The organism is Cupriavidus sp. 207A1 (genome assembly GCF_057798955.1).
The window spans coordinates 53,050-70,325 of sequence record NZ_JBYOJO010000021.1 but is presented as its reverse complement, the minus strand read 5'-3'; the positions used below and the strand labels follow the sequence as shown (position 1 = coordinate 70,325).

The 17,276-nt window shown below is 70.0% G+C and carries 19 protein-coding genes; 10 read left to right on the top strand and 9 right to left on the bottom strand.

Annotated elements, in window-relative coordinates; translation table 11 throughout:
- Positions 1-68: 68 nt before the first annotated feature.
- The 6 genes from AC3FMM_RS28710 to AC3FMM_RS28685 all read left to right on the top strand — a co-directional run bounded on the left by AC3FMM_RS28710 (position 69) and on the right by AC3FMM_RS28685 (position 5,659).
- Positions 69-2,057, top strand: coding sequence for an FUSC family protein (locus AC3FMM_RS28710; RefSeq protein WP_488687805.1), 1,989 nt, complete (start codon positions 69-71; stop codon positions 2,055-2,057).
- A 23-nt stretch (positions 2,058-2,080) separates the two neighbouring features.
- Positions 2,081-2,299 (top strand): DUF1656 domain-containing protein, encoded by a 219-nt coding sequence (locus AC3FMM_RS28705; protein ID WP_115713311.1) that lies wholly within the window; start codon positions 2,081-2,083, stop codon positions 2,297-2,299.
- A complete protein-coding gene (locus AC3FMM_RS28700; RefSeq protein WP_488687804.1) occupies positions 2,296-3,204 on the top strand; it encodes an efflux RND transporter periplasmic adaptor subunit in 909 nt (302 codons plus the stop codon). Before AC3FMM_RS28705 ends, AC3FMM_RS28700 begins: the two co-directional genes overlap by 4 nt.
- Positions 3,201-4,676, top strand: a complete 1,476-nt coding sequence (locus AC3FMM_RS28695) for an efflux transporter outer membrane subunit (RefSeq protein ID WP_488687803.1) — start codon at positions 3,201-3,203, stop codon at positions 4,674-4,676. The genes AC3FMM_RS28700 and AC3FMM_RS28695 overlap by 4 nt, the downstream gene beginning before the upstream one ends.
- 181 nt (positions 4,677-4,857) lie before the next feature.
- On the top strand, positions 4,858-5,199 hold the full coding sequence (locus AC3FMM_RS28690; RefSeq protein WP_115713314.1) for a hypothetical protein: 342 nt from the start codon (positions 4,858-4,860) through the stop codon (positions 5,197-5,199).
- Between the two features lie 124 nt (positions 5,200-5,323).
- A complete protein-coding gene (locus AC3FMM_RS28685) occupies positions 5,324-5,659 on the top strand; it encodes a cupin domain-containing protein (protein WP_115713315.1) in 336 nt (111 codons plus the stop codon).
- Between the two features lie 6 nt (positions 5,660-5,665).
- Here the strand turns inward: AC3FMM_RS28685 and AC3FMM_RS28680 are convergent, their stop codons facing one another.
- A complete protein-coding gene (locus tag AC3FMM_RS28680) occupies positions 5,666-6,550 on the bottom strand; it encodes a LysR family transcriptional regulator (RefSeq protein ID WP_116314382.1) in 885 nt (294 codons plus the stop codon).
- A 123-nt stretch (positions 6,551-6,673) separates the two neighbouring features.
- On the opposite strand from AC3FMM_RS28680, the gene AC3FMM_RS28675 reads away from it, so the two are divergent.
- Positions 6,674-7,105 (top strand): VOC family protein, encoded by a 432-nt coding sequence (locus AC3FMM_RS28675; RefSeq protein ID WP_115683006.1) that lies wholly within the window; start codon positions 6,674-6,676, stop codon positions 7,103-7,105.
- A gap of 21 nt (positions 7,106-7,126) precedes the next feature.
- Here AC3FMM_RS28675 and AC3FMM_RS28670 read toward each other — a convergent pair whose 3' ends face one another.
- Positions 7,127-7,450 (bottom strand): thioredoxin family protein, encoded by a 324-nt coding sequence (locus tag AC3FMM_RS28670; RefSeq protein ID WP_062803140.1) that lies wholly within the window; start codon positions 7,448-7,450, stop codon positions 7,127-7,129.
- A 124-nt stretch (positions 7,451-7,574) separates the two neighbouring features.
- Positions 7,575-9,914, bottom strand: a complete 2,340-nt coding sequence (locus tag AC3FMM_RS28665; protein WP_488687802.1) for an ATP-dependent DNA helicase — start codon at positions 9,912-9,914, stop codon at positions 7,575-7,577.
- Between the two features lie 183 nt (positions 9,915-10,097).
- On the opposite strand from AC3FMM_RS28665, the gene AC3FMM_RS28660 reads away from it, so the two are divergent.
- The gene (locus tag AC3FMM_RS28660; RefSeq protein WP_414249378.1) at positions 10,098-11,675 is read left to right on the top strand and encodes a fatty acid--CoA ligase; all 1,578 of its coding nucleotides are present in this window, start codon (positions 10,098-10,100) and stop codon (positions 11,673-11,675) included.
- 7 nt (positions 11,676-11,682) lie between these two features.
- Here AC3FMM_RS28660 and AC3FMM_RS28655 read toward each other — a convergent pair whose 3' ends face one another.
- The 3 genes from AC3FMM_RS28655 to AC3FMM_RS28645 all read right to left on the bottom strand — a co-directional run bounded on the left by AC3FMM_RS28655 (position 11,683) and on the right by AC3FMM_RS28645 (position 13,720).
- Complete coding sequence (locus AC3FMM_RS28655) at positions 11,683-12,156, bottom strand: RES family NAD+ phosphorylase (RefSeq protein WP_115713318.1); 474 nt, start codon at positions 12,154-12,156, stop codon at positions 11,683-11,685.
- Positions 12,153-12,668, bottom strand: coding sequence for an Xre family toxin-antitoxin system antitoxin (locus AC3FMM_RS28650; RefSeq protein WP_115713319.1), 516 nt, complete (start codon positions 12,666-12,668; stop codon positions 12,153-12,155). Before AC3FMM_RS28650 ends, AC3FMM_RS28655 begins: the two co-directional genes overlap by 4 nt.
- A 92-nt stretch (positions 12,669-12,760) precedes the next feature.
- The gene (locus AC3FMM_RS28645) at positions 12,761-13,720 is read right to left on the bottom strand and encodes a DNA-binding protein (protein ID WP_488687801.1); all 960 of its coding nucleotides are present in this window, start codon (positions 13,718-13,720) and stop codon (positions 12,761-12,763) included.
- A gap of 112 nt (positions 13,721-13,832) precedes the next feature.
- On the opposite strand from AC3FMM_RS28645, the gene AC3FMM_RS28640 reads away from it, so the two are divergent.
- On the top strand, positions 13,833-14,954 hold the full coding sequence (locus AC3FMM_RS28640; RefSeq protein WP_115713321.1) for a site-specific integrase: 1,122 nt from the start codon (positions 13,833-13,835) through the stop codon (positions 14,952-14,954).
- A gap of 242 nt (positions 14,955-15,196) precedes the next feature.
- Positions 15,197-15,622 (top strand): hypothetical protein, encoded by a 426-nt coding sequence (locus AC3FMM_RS28635; RefSeq protein WP_115683013.1) that lies wholly within the window; start codon positions 15,197-15,199, stop codon positions 15,620-15,622.
- Between the two features lie 51 nt (positions 15,623-15,673).
- Here the strand turns inward: AC3FMM_RS28635 and AC3FMM_RS28630 are convergent, their stop codons facing one another.
- The 3 genes from AC3FMM_RS28630 to AC3FMM_RS28620 form a co-directional block, all read right to left on the bottom strand.
- Positions 15,674-15,856 carry a hypothetical protein gene (locus AC3FMM_RS28630; protein ID WP_414249375.1) on the bottom strand — a complete coding sequence of 61 codons (183 nt, stop codon included), beginning with the start codon at positions 15,854-15,856 and terminating at the stop codon, positions 15,674-15,676.
- Positions 15,857-15,933: 77 nt separating this feature from the next.
- Complete coding sequence (locus tag AC3FMM_RS28625; protein WP_414249374.1) at positions 15,934-16,254, bottom strand: hypothetical protein; 321 nt, start codon at positions 16,252-16,254, stop codon at positions 15,934-15,936.
- Positions 16,255-16,586: 332 nt separating this feature from the next.
- Positions 16,587-17,231, bottom strand: a complete 645-nt coding sequence (locus AC3FMM_RS28620) for a TetR/AcrR family transcriptional regulator (protein WP_115683015.1) — start codon at positions 17,229-17,231, stop codon at positions 16,587-16,589.
- Positions 17,232-17,276 lie beyond the last annotated feature (45 nt).

Sequence of the window (17,276 nt, the reverse complement as noted above, 5' to 3'; positions counted from 1 at the left end):
CCCCAATGAAGCGCGGAGCGGCAGGTGGCGGCAAGCGCCCCCAACCTTCCCCTTCAAGACCCTGCTCCATGGCTAGCTGGCCGAATGCACGACAGTGGCTGTTCTCGCTGAAGGCATTCGCCGCCGCGATGCTCGCGCTCTACATCGCGCTGGCGCTGGGACTGGCGCGGCCGTACTGGGCCATGGCAACGGTGTACTTCGTCTCGCATCCGCTCACCGGCGCGACCCGCTCCAAGGCGGCGTATCGCGTTGCCGGCACGGTGCTGGGCGCCACCGCCGCGGTGGCGACGGTGCCGCAACTGGTCAACATGCCGATCGTGCTGATGGGCGCGATCGCGCTGTGGATCAGCGTGCTGGTGTACCTGTCGCTGCTGCAGCGCACGCCGCGCAGCTATGTGTGCCTGCTGGCGGCCTACACGTTGCCGATCGTGGCCTTGCCGGCGGTCAGCCAGCCGGCGCAGATCTTCGACATCGCCGTGGCACGGATCGAGGAGATCGTGATCGGCATCGTCTGCGCCGGGCTGGTGGGCTCGGTGGTGTTTCCGGCCAAGGTCGCGCCGGCGCTGCGCGCGCGTGCCGATACATGGCTGTCCGATGCCGCGGCCTGGGCCTCGGACATCCTTGCTGGCAGTCCGCGCGCCGACCACAGCCGCCACCGGCTGGCCGCCGACATCCTGCAGCTGGACCAGCTGATCAGCCAGCTGGCCTACGACACCGAAGGCGGCCACACGCTGCGCCACGCGCGCGCGCTGCGCGGGCGCATGACCATGCTGATGCCGCTGCTGTCGTCGCTGGACAGCGTGCTGCAGGCGCTGCGCTGCCATGCCGCCGGCATCCCTGCCGACCTGCGCGAGGCGCTGGCGGCGACGGCTGCATGGCTTGCCGGCGATGCTGCCACGGCGCCTGCCGCTGCCCCCGAAGGCTGGCGGATGCTGTCCGGACCTGACGCGAGCGGCTGGCATGATCGCCTTGCCGCCACGGCGGCCGACCAGCTGCAGCGCCTGTGCGCCCTGTACGGCGAATGCCGCGCGCTGCAGCAAGGCATCGGCGACCACCGCACCGGCACGCCGCTGCCACGCGGCGAACCGGCTGCGGAAGCTGCCGGCCATCACCATGACCACTGCATGCTGCTGTTCGGCGCGGTGTCCAGCGGGCTGGCGGTGTTCTGCGCCGGGCTGTTGTGGATCTTCTCGGGCTGGGAGGACGGCGCCAGCGCGGTGGTGGTGGCCTCGATCGCGAGCTGCTTCTTTGCCGCGGTCGACGAGCCGCGACGCATGGCCGGGGCCTTCGTGCGCTGGAGCGCGATCTGCCTGCTGATTTCGTCCGGCTACCTGTTCCTGGTGGTGCCGCATGCGCACACCTTCGAAGCGCTGGCCGCGCTGCTGGCGCTGCCCTATCTCGGCATCGGCCTGCTGATTTCGCGGCCGGGGTTCCATCTGATCGCGATGCTGCTATCGGTCAACACCGCCGCGTTCGCCAACGTGCAGGCCGTGTTCGACGCGGATTTCCTCGCCATCTTCAATACCTGCCTGGCCAGCGCGGCGGCCATGGTGTTCGCGCCGCTGTGGTCGGTGGCGGCACGCCCGTTCGGCGCGCGCGCGGCGGCACGGCGACTGGTGCGCGCCAGCTGGAACGACCTGGCGCGGGCCGCCACGCTGCGCGCCACCGACGGCGATGCGCGGCTGGGCGCGCGCATGCTGGACCGGCTGGGCCAACTGGTGCCGCGCCTGGGCGCGGCCGGCGACCCCTTGTCCGCGGACGGCTTCCATGCGCTGCAGGTCGGCTATTGCGCGCTGGCGCTGCACAAGGCGCTGCCGGACTTGCCGCCGCCGGCGCGCAAGCCGGTGCGCCGCGTGCTGGCCGCGGTGGCGCGGCATTTCCGCGCGCAACTGCGTGCGGGGCGGCGCGTACCGGTAGCGGCGGGCCTGGCCGCCGCCGTGGGCGAGGCCATGGCCGCGGTGGCGGCCAGCGGCCGCGCCCAGCGCGGCACGCTGGGCGCGCTGGTGGTGCTGCAGGTCACGCTGCTTCCGCTTCCCGCCATGACCTTGTCCCGCTGATCCCACCTTCTTCGCTGCGCCCCATGCTTAGTGAAATCGACCTCTACGGCGTGTTCGTGCCCGGCGTGCTGGTGCTGGCCGTGCTGGCCTTTGCGGTGGCCACGGCAATCCGCATGGCGCTGGCCGCGCTGGGCTGCTACCGCCATATCTGGCACCGCTCGCTGTTCAACCTTTCCCTCTATGTGATCGTCCTGGGCGCCGTCGCTGCCGTTTTTGCCGCGGTGCCCGGACTGCCGTCATGACCTTCCGACTCCGCTCCTTGCTTCCCGTGCTGCCGACGCTGCTGGCCGCCATCGCCGCGCTGCTGGTGCTGCGCCACCTGTGGGACTACTACACCGCCGCACCCTGGACCCGCGACGGCCACGTGCGTGCCGACATCGTCCAGGTGGCGCCCGACGTATCGGGGCTGGTCACGCGCGTGCTGGCGCGCGACAACCAGTACGTCCGGGCCGGCGAAGTCCTGTTCGAGATCGACCGCGACCGCTACGCGCTCGCCCTGGAACAGGCGCTGGCGACGCTGGCGACCCAGCGTGCCGCGCTCGCGCAGGCGCGGCGCGAAGCCGCGCGCAACCGCAGCCTGGACGGCGTGGTTGCCGCCGAAGTCGCCGAGCAAGGGCGCGCGCGCGTGGAGCAAGGCCAGGCCGCGCTGGCGCAGGCCGAAGCCGCGCTGCGGCTGGCCCGGCTGAACCTGCAACGCACCAGCGTGCGCAGCCCGGTGGCGGGTTACTTGAACGACCGGCTGCCGCGGCTGGGCGACTACGTGTCGACCGGACGACCGGTGCTGTCGATGGTCGATGCCGGCTCCTTCCACGTCGAAGGCTATTTCGAGGAAACCAGGCTGCACCGCATCCATATCGGCAGCCCGGTCGACGTGCATATCATGGGCGAGCCCCGCCACTTGCGCGGCCACGTGGACAGCATCGCCGCCGGCATCGAGGATCGCGACCGCAGCGCGGGTTCCAACCTGCTGCCCAACGTCAATCCCACCTTCAACTGGGTGCGGCTGGCGCAGCGCGTGCCGGTGCGCATCGTGCTGGAAGACGTGCCGGCCGACGTGCGCCTGGTCTCGGGGCGCACCGCCACCGTGGCAGTGCGCGAGCCAGCCGCAGACCAGGGCGCCGCGCGCGGCCCGGGGCCGCGATCATGAGGCCGCGCCGTGCCTGGGTGGCATGCCTGATTGCGTGCCTGATTGCCTGCCTGAGTGCCTGCACGACGGTGGGACCGGACTATCACGTGCCCGACCACGCGGCGGTACGCGCTACCGCGGCCAATGGCCCGCTGCAAGGTGCACAAGCGCCGGACGTGGCGATCGCGCCCGTGCCCGACGACTGGTGGCGCCTCTATGACGACGAACGGCTCGACCGGCTGGTGACGAAGGCGCTGGCGGCAAACACCGACATCCGCGCCGCCGGCGCCAACCTGCGCCGCGCGCTGGCGCTGCTGCACGAAGTGGAGGCCGAAAACCTGCCCCAGGGCAGCGCCGGCGCCGGCGTGTCGCGCGCGCAGCTGTCGGGGGAGAGCTTTTTGCAGCAGGCCCAGCCGCCGGTGTTCAACCTGGGCGACGTGGGCCTGGGCGCCTCCTACCTGATCGACTTCTTCGGGCAGCTGGCGCGCGCCGACGAGGCTGCGCTTGCGGGCGCGCAGGCCAGCGAGGCGACGCTGGACATGGTGCGCGTCACCATCGCTGCGCAGACCGTACGCGCCTACGTGCAAGGCTGCGCCGCCACGCATGACCTGCACGCCGCCACGCAGCAGCTGGCGGTGCAGCAGCGCACGCTGGGTGCCACCCGCCGCCTGCTCGCCGCGGGCCGCGCCGGGCCCGCCGAGGTGGCGCGCGAACTTGCCCGCAGCGAAGCACTGCGCGCGGCGCTGCCGCCGCTGCAGGCCGCACGCAGCGCCGCGCGCTACCGGCTGGCGCTGCTGCTGGGCCAACCCCCAGGCGCGCTGCCGGAAGCCGAGGTCGCCTGCGATGCCGAGCCCGCGCTGCGCGCGCCGCTGCCGGTCGGCGATGGCGCCGCGCTGCTGCGACGGCGCCCCGACGTGCGCCAGGCCGAACGCGAACTCGCCGCCGCCACCGCGCGCATCGGGGTGGCTACGGCCGACCTGTATCCGTCGATCCGCATCGGCGCCAGCGCCGGACTGACCGGCGTGCTGAGCCATCTTGGCAGCGGACCCACGGCGCGCTGGAGCGTGGGGCCGCTGCTGAGCTGGACCTGGCCCACCAATGGCGTGCGGCACCGCATCCACGGCCTGGAAGCCGCCGCGGATGCCGCGCTGGCGCGCTTCGACGGCGTGGTGCTGCGCGCGCTGCAGGAAACCGAGACCGCGCTGTCGGCCTACACGCGCGAACTGGAACGCCACGCGGCCCTGCTCGCCGCCAGCGAGCAGGCCGCGCAAGCCGCGCGGCAGCAGCGCCGGCTGTGGGAGGCGGGGCGCCTGCCCTACCTGGCGCATCTCGATGCCGAGCGCGACCTCGCCGCCGCGCAGGCCGCGCTGGCGACCTGCGCGGGCCAGGTAGCCGCGCGCCAGGTGGACCTGTTCCTGGCCCTCGGGGGCGGCTGGCAGAGCGCGCGCAAGCTGGCTGGCGTGCCCGCATCGATCGATGAAAAAAACGACTGAAATCCTGACTGTTAAATCATCACGGGAATAGCCCGGCGTGGCTACACTTCGTCCCGTGCCGGGCAAACAACCATGCGCGGCACCGCCCACAAGGCGAATCCGGACGGCGCAGGCAGCAAACCCGCCAGCCTGCGCGGCCCCTTGCGGGCCAGCCGTCCCCTTACCCCAAAAAACAGCAGACATGCATAAAAACGCTCTCAAAGCCCTTCTTGCCACGACTCTCTCCCTCGCAGCAATCAGCGCCGCCACCCCCGCGATGGCACAAGGCCTGAACGATCGCGGCGTTGCCGGTGACCGCTACGGCTACGCCCTGCACAACGGCAAGCGTGATCCTTTCACCGACGGCGCGCGTGTCAACGACCAGCGCGACCCCTTCACCGATGGCGCGCGCGTCAACGACCAGCGTGATCCGTTTACCGACGGTGCCAACCGCGCCACCGGCCTGGAAGTTGCTGGCATGGATCGCAGCGGTGTGTCGGAGACCCCCTCTCATCGCGGCGCGCGCGCGTCCACCGCTGCCTGATCTGGCGGCGAAACCACGCTGCGTGCTACTGATGCGCGCGCTCCGGTGCTAGATTGAGAAGGCGTGCCGCCGCCCGGCGTCGGCGCGCCTGACAAGCCACCCCACCAGACGCGAGGAGCCGCGCATGTCCCTTCCCCATCTTGCTTCAGGACAGATCGCCAGCGTGCTGCCCCTGGGCGCGCGGCTGGACCAGACCGCCACCCAGGCCCTGTTCAAGGAAGGCCCCCTCGAAGTCATGCGGCTGGTGCTGAAGGCCGGCAAGCATGTGCCCCCGCATGCGGTCGACGGACCCATGACCGTGCAATGCCTCGAAGGCGAGGTGCGCGTGCGCGTGGACGGCTCCGAACGCCAGCTGCACCAGGGCGACCTGCTGTACCTGGGGCCTTGCGTGCGCTACGACGTGACGGCGGTGTCGGATGCCTCGGTGCTGGTGACGATGGTGTTGCCCGCCAGCCTCTGAGCTTTTCTAAGCCTCTACTGGCTGCCAGCGCGCGCTCGCCGCCACGAAGGCGTCGATCAGCGCCGCGACCGGCGCGCGGCGCAGCGCCGCTTCACGCACCAGCACGCCCACCTCGCGATAGAGCGGCCCGCCCGGCAGCGGCACCTGCACCACGCCGGCGGCCTCGCGCAGCGGCACCAGCTCGGCCGGAATGATGGCGCAGCCCAGGCCCGCCGCCACCATCTGCAGGATCACCGCCGGCTCGTCCAGTTCCATCCCCTCCCTGACCCAGAGCCGCTGCCGTTTCAGGTAGCGGTCCACCAGCTGGCCGCCGGTGCTGTGGCGGTTGTAGCGGATAAAGGGCAGCGCCTCCAGCAGCGCGCGCAGCTCCTGCGGCGAGCCCGCCGGCCCGATGCCGACGAAGCGCTCGCGCACCAGCGGCACCCACTTCAGGTCCGGCGGCAAACCCAGGCGCGGCCGGATCAGCACGGCCACGTCGAGCTCGCGCGCATCGACCTGCGTCAGCAGCTGGGTCGACATGCCGGGCACCACGTTGACGTGCGAGTCCGGGAAGCGCTGGCGGAAGTGCCGCATCGCCTCGGCCAGCAAGGTGGCCTGCACCGTCGACACCGCGCCCAGCTCGACCGGCGCGGCCTCGGCATGCGGCCCGGCGCGATCCTTCATCGCGGCATAGAGCTCGACAAAGCGGCGCGCCTCCGGCAGCAACCGGTGCCCGGCGTCGCTGAGCGCGACCGACTTGCCGGTGCGCTCGAACAGGCGGCAGTCCAGTTCCTCTTCGAGCCGCCGGATCTGCGTGCTGACGGCCGACTGGGTCAGCGCCAGCCGCGCCGCCGCCGCCGAAAACGACCCGGTTTCGGCAGCCGTCAGGAAGGTCTGGAAGTAGCGGATCATCTATTGAAATCTTTGATGCTCAGGGCAAAAATGATTCGCTTCATATTACGGCTTGTGCTGACTACAATCAACGCGCGGGCCGATCCACCGCCCGGTCAAGACCTTCCCTCCATAACAAACCCCATGAACACGACTTCCACGATCCCCTTGTTCCACCTGGCGTTTCCCGTGCGCGACCTGGCCGAGGCGCGCAGTTTCTATGGCGGGTTGCTGGGCTGCCCGGAAGGCCGCAGCTCCGAGGCGTGGGTGGATTTCAACTTCTATGGCCACCAGGTGGTGGCGCACCTGTCGCCCGAGGAATGCGGCCACCGTGCCACCAGCGCCGTAGATGGCGACGACGTGCCGGTGCGCCATTTCGGCGCGATCCTGCCGATGGACCAATGGGAGGCGCTGGCCGAACGCCTGCGCGCGGCCGGCACCCGGTTCGTGATCGAGCCGCACGTGCGCTTCAAGGGCCAGGTCGGCGAACAGGCCACCATGTTCTTCCTGGACCCGTCGGGCAACGCGCTCGAATTCAAGGCCTTTGGCGACCTGAGCCAGGTGTTCGCGAAATAAGCCGGTGCCAGCGCGCGGCGGTCAGGCGATGCGGCGCATCGCCTCGCGGATGGGCTCCGCTTCCGTGGGCCGCACCAGCCTGGCCACTTCCTGGCCGTCGCGCAGGAACACCAGCGTTGGCCACAGCTTGATGCGGAACGACCGGCCCAGCGGCCGTCCGCTGCCGTCTTCGATCTTCAGGTGGCGCAGGTCCGGATGCACGGCAAATGCCTCGGCCAGCGCCGGCTGGGCCCGCTGGCAATAGCCGCACCACGGCGCGCCGAACTCCAGCACGGTGGCGCCGGACAGCGTGTCCACTTCGGTGCGGGTCGGCTCGGTGGCGGCATAGTGTTGAGTCATCGGCATGGTGTTTCCTTTCGGTGGGCGCGTGACGGTGTGCCTGCCAGATTCGTTCCAGGCCAGCGCGAGGCCAACCTGAGGCGGGGCTACGGCGCCAGCATGCCGCATCCGCGACGCCAGCGTGTAATTTCTACGCCGCCGGCGCGATTTCCCACCATGACGGCAGCAGCTCCCGCACCTCCGCCGCGGCAAAGCGGTCATCGATCAGATACAGCACGCCCTGGTCCTGCTGCGTGCGAATCACCCGGCCCGCCGCCTGCACTACCTTGCGCAGCCCGGGATACAGGTAGGCATAGGCATAGCCCCGGCCGAACGCCTGCTCCATGCGCGCGCGGAACTGCTCGTTGACGGCGTTGAACTGCGGCAGCCCCAGCGTGGCGACGAAGGCGCCGATCAGGCGCTCGCCCGGCAGGTCCACGCCCTCGGCAAAGGCGCCGCCGAGCACCGCAAAGCCAATGCCCTCACCGCCTTCCGCAAAGGCCGCCAGGAACGCCGCCTGCGCGGCTTCGTCCATGCCGCGCGCCTGGACCCAATGCGGGATGTCCGGGTGCGACCCGGCGAAGCGGGCGACGGCCTGCTGCAGGTATTCGTGGCTGCTGAAGAAGGCCAGGTAGTTGCCTCGGCGCGCGCGGAACTGGTCCGCCATCAGCGCCACGAGGGCCGGCAGCGACTGCCCGCGCCGCGCATAGCGGGTGGAGATGCGCGAGGCAATCCGCACCGACAGCTGCTCGGCGCGGAACGGCGATGGCACTTGCACGCGCGCGCAATCGGGCGGCAGGCCCAGCGTGTCGAGGTAATAGTCCGCGGGATCGAGGGTCGCGGAAAACAGCGTGACCGAATGCGCGGCGGCAAGGCGCGGGCGCAGGAACGGGGCCGGGATCACGTTGCGCAGGCAAAGCCGCGCATGATAGCCGCGGCGCCGCGACACGCGCTGGATATCGAACAGCGAATGCGCATCGAGCTGTTCGGCCAGGCGGGCGAAATGCAGTGCGTCAAAGTAGAAGCGCTGCAGCGCGGGATCGTGCGCGCCTGGATGCTCGGTCATGTAGGCCAGCGCCGCCGCACAGCATTCTTCCAGCGCGCGGCGAAAGGCCGCGGGCACTTCCGGCAGGACCTCGTAGGCATCGTCACCCTGGCGCGCGAGTGTGCTCCACTGCCGCGCCAGCCGTGCCAGCGGCCGCGATAGCGGCGCCGGCGCGCCGCGGCGCAGCTCGCGCAGCGCTTGCGGGTCCAGCTCCGCCGTGTACATCGCGCGGCCGCGCTCGACCAGGTTGTGGGCCTCGTCCACCAGCACGCTGGCGCGCCAGCCATTGGCCACGGTCAGCGCGTACAGCATCGCACTGCGGTCGAAGTAGTAGTTGTAGTCGGCCACCACCACGTCGCTCCAGCGCACCAGTTCCTGCGCCAGGTAGTAAGGGCAGATGGCATGTTGCCGCGCCAGTTCGCGCACCGCGGCGCGGTCGCGCACCGGCATGGCGCGCGCCGCTTCGCGCGCGGCCGGCAGGCGGTCATAGAAGCCGCGCGCCAGCGGGCACGATTCGCCATGGCAGGCCAGCTCCGGATGCTCGCAGGCCTTGTCGCGCGCAGTCAGCTCGAGCACGCGCAGCGGCTGCGCGCCATGGCCGCGCAGGGCCGCGGCGGCGTGCAGCGCCACCCCGCGCCCGGTGGAGCGCGCCGCCAGGAAGAACACCTTGTCGAGCCGCTGGCCCGGCATGGCCTTGAGCACCGGGAACAGCGTCCCGACCGACTTGCCGATGCCGGTGGGCGCCTGCGCCAGCAGGTGGCGGCCGGCGCGGTTGGCGTTGTAGACCGCCTGCGCCAGCTCGCGCTGGCCCGGGCGAAAGCCCTGGTGCGGAAACGCCAGCTGCGCCAACGCCGCATCGCGCGCCTGCCGGTGCGCCAGCTCGGCCTGGGCCCAGTGCAGGAAGCGCTCGCAGGACTGGACAAAGAACGCCTCGAGCGCCGGCGCGTCGAAATGCGCCACCACCGGGTGCTCGCGCTGGCTGACGATGTCGAAATAGACCAGCGCGATCTCCAGCCCGGGCAGCCCCAGCTTGCGGCACAGCAGGCAGCCATAGATCCTGGCCTGGGCCCAGTGCAGGTGGCGGTGGTTGTCCGGCACGGCGGCGTCGCCGCGGACCGTCTTGATTTCCTCGAGCCGGTTGGCAGCGGGATCGTAGCCGTCGGCACGGCCACGGACATGAAGCGGACCGAAATCCGCGGACAGCGCCACTTCCGCCTGATAGCCCGCGCCGCGACGGCCGGTCACCACGCCATGGCCCGCCACCCCCTCCTGCGCCGACGGCGTCGGCACGAAACGCAGGTCCAGGTCACCCGCCTTGGCGGTGAACTCGCACAGCGCGCGCACTGCGACGACGTACGCGGGCTGCGTCGGCGCAGTGGACGCAGTGGACGCAGTGAGCGGTGCGGGCGTGACGGGAGGGGGCGCGGTGACGGCGGACACAGACAATGGGCACGGCGAAAACTGTACAAATATACAGTAGTGACTGGCCGAGGAACGCCCTTACCGCTTAACGGGCATAACGAAAGAGCAAATCGTTATTTCCATGTGCCCCACGCGCCGCTCTATATTGTCCGGCTCACAAGACAACAAGCGCCTGCCTGCCCGGCGGCGGACGACCGGAGACCGACCTTGACCCGCGGCATCACCCTTGGCGACACCCTGACCTGGCCCGCGCGCAACCTGCCGCACAAGACCGCGCTGGTCAGCGGCATCGGCGCCGGGCGGCGCGCGTGGACCTTTGCGCAGCTGGATGCCGAGGTCAACCGCCACGCACATGCCTTGCAGTCGCTCGGCATCGGCAAGGGCGACGTGGTGGCGGCCTTCCTCTACAACACGCCGGCCTTCGTCTTTACGCTGCTGGCCACGGCACGCCTGGGCGCGGTCTTCAACCCGGTCAACTACCGCCTGGCGGCGCAGGAGCTGGCCTACATCCTGAACGATGGCGGCGCCAGGGCGCTGCTGTTCGAACGCGAAGGCGCGGCCGTCGTGGAAAAGGCCGCCGAACTGGCGCCCGGCACCACGTTGCGCCTCTATGCCGACGCCGACCCGGCGCCCGCCTTCGCCACGCACCGGCTCGACACGCTGGCGGCGGACCGGCCCGACACGCCGCCGACGGTGACGGTCGACGAGAACGATCCCTGCATCCTGATGTACACCAGCGGCACCACCGGCCGGCCCAAGGGCGTCATGCACACCCATCGCAGCAAGCTGCAGCACAACGCGATGATGCACCAGGCCATGATGCTGGCGCGCGAGGACGTGGGCCTGTCGCTCGCGCCGCTGAACCACACCGCCGAGCTGCATACCAGCTTCCTGCCGCGCCTGCAGGTCGGCGCCACCCAGGTGCTGCAGCGCCGCTTCGATGCGGGCGAGGCGTGGCAGCTGGTCGAAGCCGAGGGCGTCACGCACTTCTTCGCCGCGCCGACCATGGTCGGCATGCTGCTAGACCATCCGGACGCTGCAACCCGCGACCTGTCCTCGCTGCGGCTGGTGGAGTACGGCGGCGCTTCGATGGCGCCGCACCTGATCCGCGAATGGGACCGCAAGGTCGGCGCGGGGCTGGTGCAGGTCTACGGCACCACGGAAATGGGACCATGCATGTCGGTGCTCTACCCGCACGAACAACTTAGCCGCGCCGGCTCTGCCGGCCTGCCCGCGCTGGACCACGAGCTGGTGGTGGCAAGGCTGCGCGAGGACGGCGCACCGACCGACCCGTCGCAGCCGTGCGCGCCGGGCGAAGTCGGCGAAGTGCTGGTGCGCGGCCCATGCATGATGCAGGGCTACCTGAACCGCCCGGATGCCAACGCACGCGCGCTGGCGCATGGCTGGTACCACACCGGCGACCTCGGCAGCGTGGATGCCGAGGGCTACCTGTGGATCCGCGACCGCATCGACTACATGATCAATTCCGGCGCCGAGAACGTCTATCCGCGCGAGGTGGAAGACGCCCTGATCGAGCATCCCGGCGTGCTCGAAGTCGCGGTGCTGGGCGAGCCCGATCCCACCTGGGGCCAGGTGGTCGGCGCCTATGTGGTGGCGCGCGGCGAGGCCGCGCCGAGCGCGGAACAGCTCGATGCCTTCCTGCTGCAAGGCGATCGGCTCGCTGCCTACAAGCGGCCGCGCCGCTACCATTTCGTCGAAGCGCTGCCCAAGACCACCAGCGGCAAGATCCAGAAACACCTGCTGCGGGCCGGCGGCGCGGCGTGATCCTGCCTCAGGCCAGCCGTGCGTCGTACTGCCAGCGGCGCACCTTGGTATAGGCCAGCCGCCCGGCATCCGCGTGCAAGGGATTGACCAGCACGTTGTACTCTTCGGGAATCACGAAGGAAGGCACCAGCAGCAAGGCGCTCGTGCCCGCGCGGACCCAGGCCTCGCCGGTGTCGAGGCTGGTCTTGCCGGCGGGAATGGCATCCCAGCCGACGGGCGCGCTGGCCGCCGTCCAGCGCCCTGCCGCGGCCCACAAGTCGTCGGGAATATCGATGCGGACCAGGTAGCGGTTCAACGGCAGGCCGGCCGAGCCCAGGTGAACCAGCGTTTCCAGGCACGCCAGCGCAATGCTCGAGGCCGCGTAAATCAGGGAGGTGCCCTGCCGGTTCCAGCGCCCTCCGCTCGCCTTGGCGCCGGCGCCGCTGGCATCGTCCGCGGTATAGAGGGGCGTGTCGGTCGCGATGCGCCACGCCGGCCTCAAGCGTAGGCCCCGCTCTGCATCCTGGCCACCAGGTCGGAGACGATGCGCTGGCCCGCGACGGTATCCATCAGCGCGGCGGGGCGTTGGCCGCCCAGCGCCGGCGACGGCTGCTCCAGCCACTGCGCCACCCACTGCGCCGCATTGAAGCCGCGCGCATCGCCCGAGCTTTCCACCAGCGCCTGCACCTGGCCCACCAGCCGCACCATGCCCAGCACGCGCTCGCTCTGCTCGCTCGACAGGTTCTGGTGGGCGCGCGCCTTGCGGTCGACGGTGGCACGCGGCAAATCCAGCGTCTTGATCAGCTGTTCCTTGCTCGTGCCCATCGATTCGGCCAGCCGGTTGAGATCGGAAGCCGGCACGCCCTCGCGGATGGCGTGGATCACCGACATGGCGCCTTCGGTCGACAGCGTGGCCTCGTAGACCGCCAGGTAGCTATTGACGCTGAGTTGGCGGGCGGCGCGGCGTTGGTGTGCGAGCGGATAATGGCCTTCAGGCGTGAGCACGCGCGGCATGGCAGACCTCATCAAATGAGCCTTCAGTATAGCTCAATTGATTTCCCGCCAGCATGCCTTGCGCTGCGCTTCTTGCCGGAAGGCCGGTCGGCCTACAGCCCCCGGCCGCGCCGTCTTCCCTTGCCGACGGACAGCGCGATGCGGGCCGGACGGCTCCGCCGGGGCGGCGTTGCCACAGCCGTGGCTTCGGCAGGCGCCGCGCCGGCCTGCTCGCGGTACTCCGCCAGCAGGCTTTCCCGCTGACGCACCCGTTCTTCCAGCACCGCAATCGCCTGGCCGAGCCGGATCATCTCGCTGCCCTGGCGCGACGCCGCCTCCGCGGCCCGGCTCAGTCGCTCGACCGCCGCCTTGCGCTCGGCCTCGAGCAGCTTTTGCGCTTCCCTGGCGGTCACGCGCGCGGCATCCAGTTCCAGCGCCATGCGGCGCTCGTTGGCGGCGGTGCGCTGCATCAGCGTTTCGCGTTCCTGGTCCCATGCCGCGCGCCGGGCTTCAAAGTCGTTCTGCATCGCATGGCGCGCGGCCAGCGCGGAGGCATGCTCGGCGCGCAGCGCTTCGGCTTGCTGCTGCCATGCGGCCGCAGCGGTTTCGGCGCGCGCGGCGCGCTCGGCCGCCTCGTCGCGTGCCCGCGTCAGTTCCGCCATGGCAGCCTCCGCGCCTTCGAGCCGCACCTGCATGACCTGGCGTTCCTGCGCCAGCGCTTCGCGCTCCTGCTGCAGCGCCGCGTTCGCTTCCACCAGCGCGGCTTCCCGCTGCGCCAACGCGGTCTCGGCCGAGGCCCTGGCGCCTTGCAGCGCCGCCTCCCACAGGTATCGCGCGGCTTCCGTGACGGGCTCGGGACAGCCTGGCGCCGGCGCGAAGCCCTGCGGATCCTGGATCCGCCCGCCCAGCGCAGCAAACCACGCATCCAGGTGCGGACTCACGGTGTTGGGCGAGCCTCGCCCCAGATGCAGGCGGATGCGTTCGATGGTCGGCCGCTGGCCGGCCTTGAGCAAGCTGTCGGCGGCTTGCCAGACGTCGTCGCGGGTGATGCCTCGGCTGCGGAGCGTTTCCATGATGGGATCCGTCGAATTCCTGAAAAACCACAAATAAGGTTCGATAATGGAGACTTATCGGCTTCTAGTCGTTATTTACGTATGATATATTACAGCATACATCATATTTAATATGATCAAAATCCGAGACGCCCACGAGGCCTACTTCCCACCGATTCCCTCCGATGTCGACTTACCGGCTCCGCTCCGCACGTCCCAACTGGATCCTCTCGCCGAGCAGGCGGCCAACGCGCTGCGCCAGGAAGGCGAATCCCGCAACACGGTGGCAAGCTACCGCTCCGCATTGCGCTACTGGTCTGCCTGGTATGCGCTGCGCTACCGGCAGCCAGTACGGCTTCCGCTTGCGCCCGCCGTCGTTATCCAGTTCATCGTCGACCACGCCACGCGCCAGACGCCGCAGGGCCCTGTCTGCGAGATGCCGGCCGCGATCGACCAGGCGCTGGTCGCTGACGGATGCAAGGCACGACCCGGCCCGCCCGCGCTGTCCACGCTGAGCCACCGGCTCGCGGTCATCGCCAAGGCCCACCAGCTGCAAGGCCTGCCCAACCCCTGCGCCGATGCCGGCGTGCGCGAATTGATGGCCAGCACCCGGCGCGCCTACGCGCGCCGCGGCCACCGCCAGGCACGCAAGGCCGCCCTGACACGCGCGCCGCTGCTGCGCCTGCTTGATACCTGCGATGGCTCGCTGGCCGGGTTGCGCGATCGCGCGCTGCTGCTGTTCGCGTGGGCCAGCGGCGGGCGTCGCCGCTCCGAAGTCGCGCGCGCCACCATGGACAACCTTACGCGTGTGGGGCCCGGGGACTTTGTCTATGTGCTGGGCTGGTCGAAGACCAACCAGTCAGGCAGCGAGCACGCCGATACCGCCAAGCCCGTCACCGGTGCCGCCGGGCAGGCGCTCGAGGCGTGGCTGGCCGCGGCGGGGATCGAGCACGGCCCGCTGTTTCGCCGCATCCGGCGCGGTGGACATGTGGGAGAAGGCTTGTCGGATGCGGCGGTCAGCCGCATCGTCAAGGCCCGTTGCGCGCTGGCTGGGCTGGACGGCGATTATTCCGCGCATTCGCTGCGCTCGGGCTTTGTCACGGAAGCGGCGGCGCAGCAAGTGCCGCTGGCTGAAACCATGGCCATGACCGGCCATGCCAGCGTATCGACGGTGGTCCGCTATTTCCGCGCGGCCGATGCACGTCGCTCGCGCGCGGCCGATCTGCTGGCACCCGATGACAGCGACAGCCCCTGAGCGACTCGCCATGTCCGCCAACCATGCGCCGGGGCCGGCGCAAATACGGGTATTTCGCTAGCCGGCGCCTCTGGCTCGCCCCGCGGGGCCTGCCTATACTGGCAGGCGCGCGGGACAGTGCCGGCACAGGCCGGACGCCGCGCACGGAACATCCGGCAGACAGTCACCGCCGCGCAAGCGCTGGCGGTACAGGCGCGCGACGACGCGCCGCTGCCCGGACCCGATCAAGTGGAAACGCGGAGATGGGCATGCCCAACGAACAATTCCTCGCCACGCAGGAAACGCGCCGCTCGGGGCTGAAGGCCCTGCGCGCGGCCCTGCTGCAGGTTCACAAGGAAGTCATCGGCTATGACCGGGCCCAGTACGAACGCCTGAACGGTCCGATTCCGGCCGGCCTGTTTGTCCAGCTGGTGACTGAAGACAACTACTTCCGCTGGCTCGACCCGCTGTCGCGCCTGATCATCGAGATCGACGAAGAGCTCGAGGCCAAGGAACACCACGACGACACCTGCCGTGCCGTCGGTCGCGCCGCCGAAAAACTCTTCAGCGACGGTGCCGACCCCTCATTCCGCAAACGCTACCAGGAAGCGCTGCAGGATGAGTCAGGCGTCATCGTCGCGCACGGGCGGCTGATGTCCGTCATCGGGCAACTGCGCCAGCTGCCCTAGCGCGCCCGTGCGTCCGGACGCATTGGTCCGGATGCCTTGTTTCTCCGCACTTTACTTGCCTGGCTTCGACTTGCCGGGCCGGTGCGGCACGTCGGTGTCGACCGCGACCGGGTCGCTGGCGGGGAAGGTATCCTTCAGCGCCTCATCGAGTTCGCGATCGATCAGTTCGTCACTGGATGGCTGCTGCGCTGGCTTCGTCGGTTGGGGCTGGTGCTTCTGTGCGGGCTTGCTCATGGCGATATGGCTCCGTTGGCGACCGTGAACCGATGGTAACCCTGGCGGCCCGGCATTGCCATGCGGACGCCCACCGCTCAGTGGCCTCTGCCGCCACCTCCTCTGCCACCCCCGCGCCCGCCGCCATGCCAGCCACCCCGCCCGTGGTGGCCATGGCCATGCCAGTGATGGCCGCGTCCGCCGCCGCCATAGATGAAGGCGAAGCTGCCATAGACCGGCCATGGACGGTAATACGGATAGCCGTATGCCGGATAGGCGGGATAGGCCGGGTAGGTCTGGTAGTACGGCGTCGACACCGAGTAGGCGGGATAGGCCGGATACGGGTCGCCGGCATACGGGTACGCCACGCACCCGGCCAGCGCGGTCGCGACGAGGATCACTCCGATTCCGTATTGCATGATGCTCCTCCCACGGTCGGCGCTCAGCCTGCCAGAGCTGGCAGGCACGCAAGTTAGACCGCGCGGCCGGCCCTGCATTCCGGTGAACCGAACCTGCCCGACGCCCCCCGGCCAAGCCATGGCCGTGCGGGTGCCTATATCGGGACAAAACAAAGACATATTTAAGAAGTGTCCGATATTCAGATGAGAATCAACGGAATACATTGTTCCTGCACCCGACCCTGGGTGCCCGACAGAGCCAGGTTGCCCCCCTTCCTGGCTCCTTACGTTGCCACGATGGTCCCCGCCATCGTGGCATTTTTTTGTGCAGCGATTTATGCCGCAATTTCGGGCTACAGGCCCTTCTCGACCATCTCGAGCACGCGCTGCCCCAGGATCTCCGCCTGCTCGCTGGCGCGGCTGCGCAGCGGGCCGTCGATCAGCAGGATCGCCAGCCCGTGCACGGCCGACCACGCCAGGTATTCGGCGCCCGGGCGGCGCTCGGCGGGCAGCACCCCCGCCTCCACCAGCTGGTCCAGCGCCGCGCCCAGCAGCTGGAAAGGGTTCAGGCCGCTGTTGCCGGCCTTGGCCGGGTCGGCGTCGTCTTCCACTTCATCCGGCACCGAGAACGCCGTGCGGAACAGGCCGGTTTCCGTGAGGGCAAAACGGAGGTAGCCCGTGCCGACCGCGCGCAGGCAGGCGCGCGCATGCGCGGCGGCGCCACGGCCCGGGCGCAGCCCGCCGATTTCGGCTTCCATGGCGATCGCCAGCGCAGACAAGGCCGACGCGCGCACCGCCTGCAGCAGGTCTTGCCGGCTGGCGAAATGGCGGTACGCGGCATTGGGCACCACGCCGGCGCGGCGCGTCGCTTCGCGCAGCACGATGGCGTCGGGGCCGCCCTCGCGTGCCAGGTCGATGCCGGCGTCGAGCAGCGCGCGGCGCAGGTCGCCATGGCGATAGGTCGCCCGTGCGGGCGGTGCGGAGGCTTCCCGGTTCATGCCGGCCTCCCGGAAAACGAATGACAGTTCATGATGTGCAGAGTC

Coding starts and splice junctions, on each gene's coding strand:
- AC3FMM_RS28710 (WP_488687805.1), top strand. CDS start 69: ATGGCTAGCTGGCCGAATGCACGACAGTGGCTGTTCTCGCTGAAGGCA.
- AC3FMM_RS28705 (WP_115713311.1), top strand. CDS start 2,081: ATGCTTAGTGAAATCGACCTCTACGGCGTGTTCGTGCCCGGCGTGCTG.
- AC3FMM_RS28700 (WP_488687804.1), top strand. CDS start 2,296: ATGACCTTCCGACTCCGCTCCTTGCTTCCCGTGCTGCCGACGCTGCTG.
- AC3FMM_RS28695 (WP_488687803.1), top strand. CDS start 3,201: ATGAGGCCGCGCCGTGCCTGGGTGGCATGCCTGATTGCGTGCCTGATT.
- AC3FMM_RS28690 (WP_115713314.1), top strand. CDS start 4,858: ATGCATAAAAACGCTCTCAAAGCCCTTCTTGCCACGACTCTCTCCCTC.
- AC3FMM_RS28685 (WP_115713315.1), top strand. CDS start 5,324: ATGTCCCTTCCCCATCTTGCTTCAGGACAGATCGCCAGCGTGCTGCCC.
- AC3FMM_RS28680 (WP_116314382.1), bottom strand. CDS start 6,550: ATGATCCGCTACTTCCAGACCTTCCTGACGGCTGCCGAAACCGGGTCG.
- AC3FMM_RS28675 (WP_115683006.1), top strand. CDS start 6,674: ATGAACACGACTTCCACGATCCCCTTGTTCCACCTGGCGTTTCCCGTG.
- AC3FMM_RS28670 (WP_062803140.1), bottom strand. CDS start 7,450: ATGCCGATGACTCAACACTATGCCGCCACCGAGCCGACCCGCACCGAA.
- AC3FMM_RS28650 (WP_115713319.1), bottom strand. CDS start 12,668: ATGCCGCGCGTGCTCACGCCTGAAGGCCATTATCCGCTCGCACACCAA.
- AC3FMM_RS28645 (WP_488687801.1), bottom strand. CDS start 13,720: ATGGAAACGCTCCGCAGCCGAGGCATCACCCGCGACGACGTCTGGCAA.
- AC3FMM_RS28640 (WP_115713321.1), top strand. CDS start 13,833: ATGATCAAAATCCGAGACGCCCACGAGGCCTACTTCCCACCGATTCCC.
- AC3FMM_RS28635 (WP_115683013.1), top strand. CDS start 15,197: ATGGGCATGCCCAACGAACAATTCCTCGCCACGCAGGAAACGCGCCGC.
- AC3FMM_RS28630 (WP_414249375.1), bottom strand. CDS start 15,856: ATGAGCAAGCCCGCACAGAAGCACCAGCCCCAACCGACGAAGCCAGCG.
- AC3FMM_RS28625 (WP_414249374.1), bottom strand. CDS start 16,254: ATGCAATACGGAATCGGAGTGATCCTCGTCGCGACCGCGCTGGCCGGG.
- AC3FMM_RS28620 (WP_115683015.1), bottom strand. CDS start 17,231: ATGAACCGGGAAGCCTCCGCACCGCCCGCACGGGCGACCTATCGCCAT.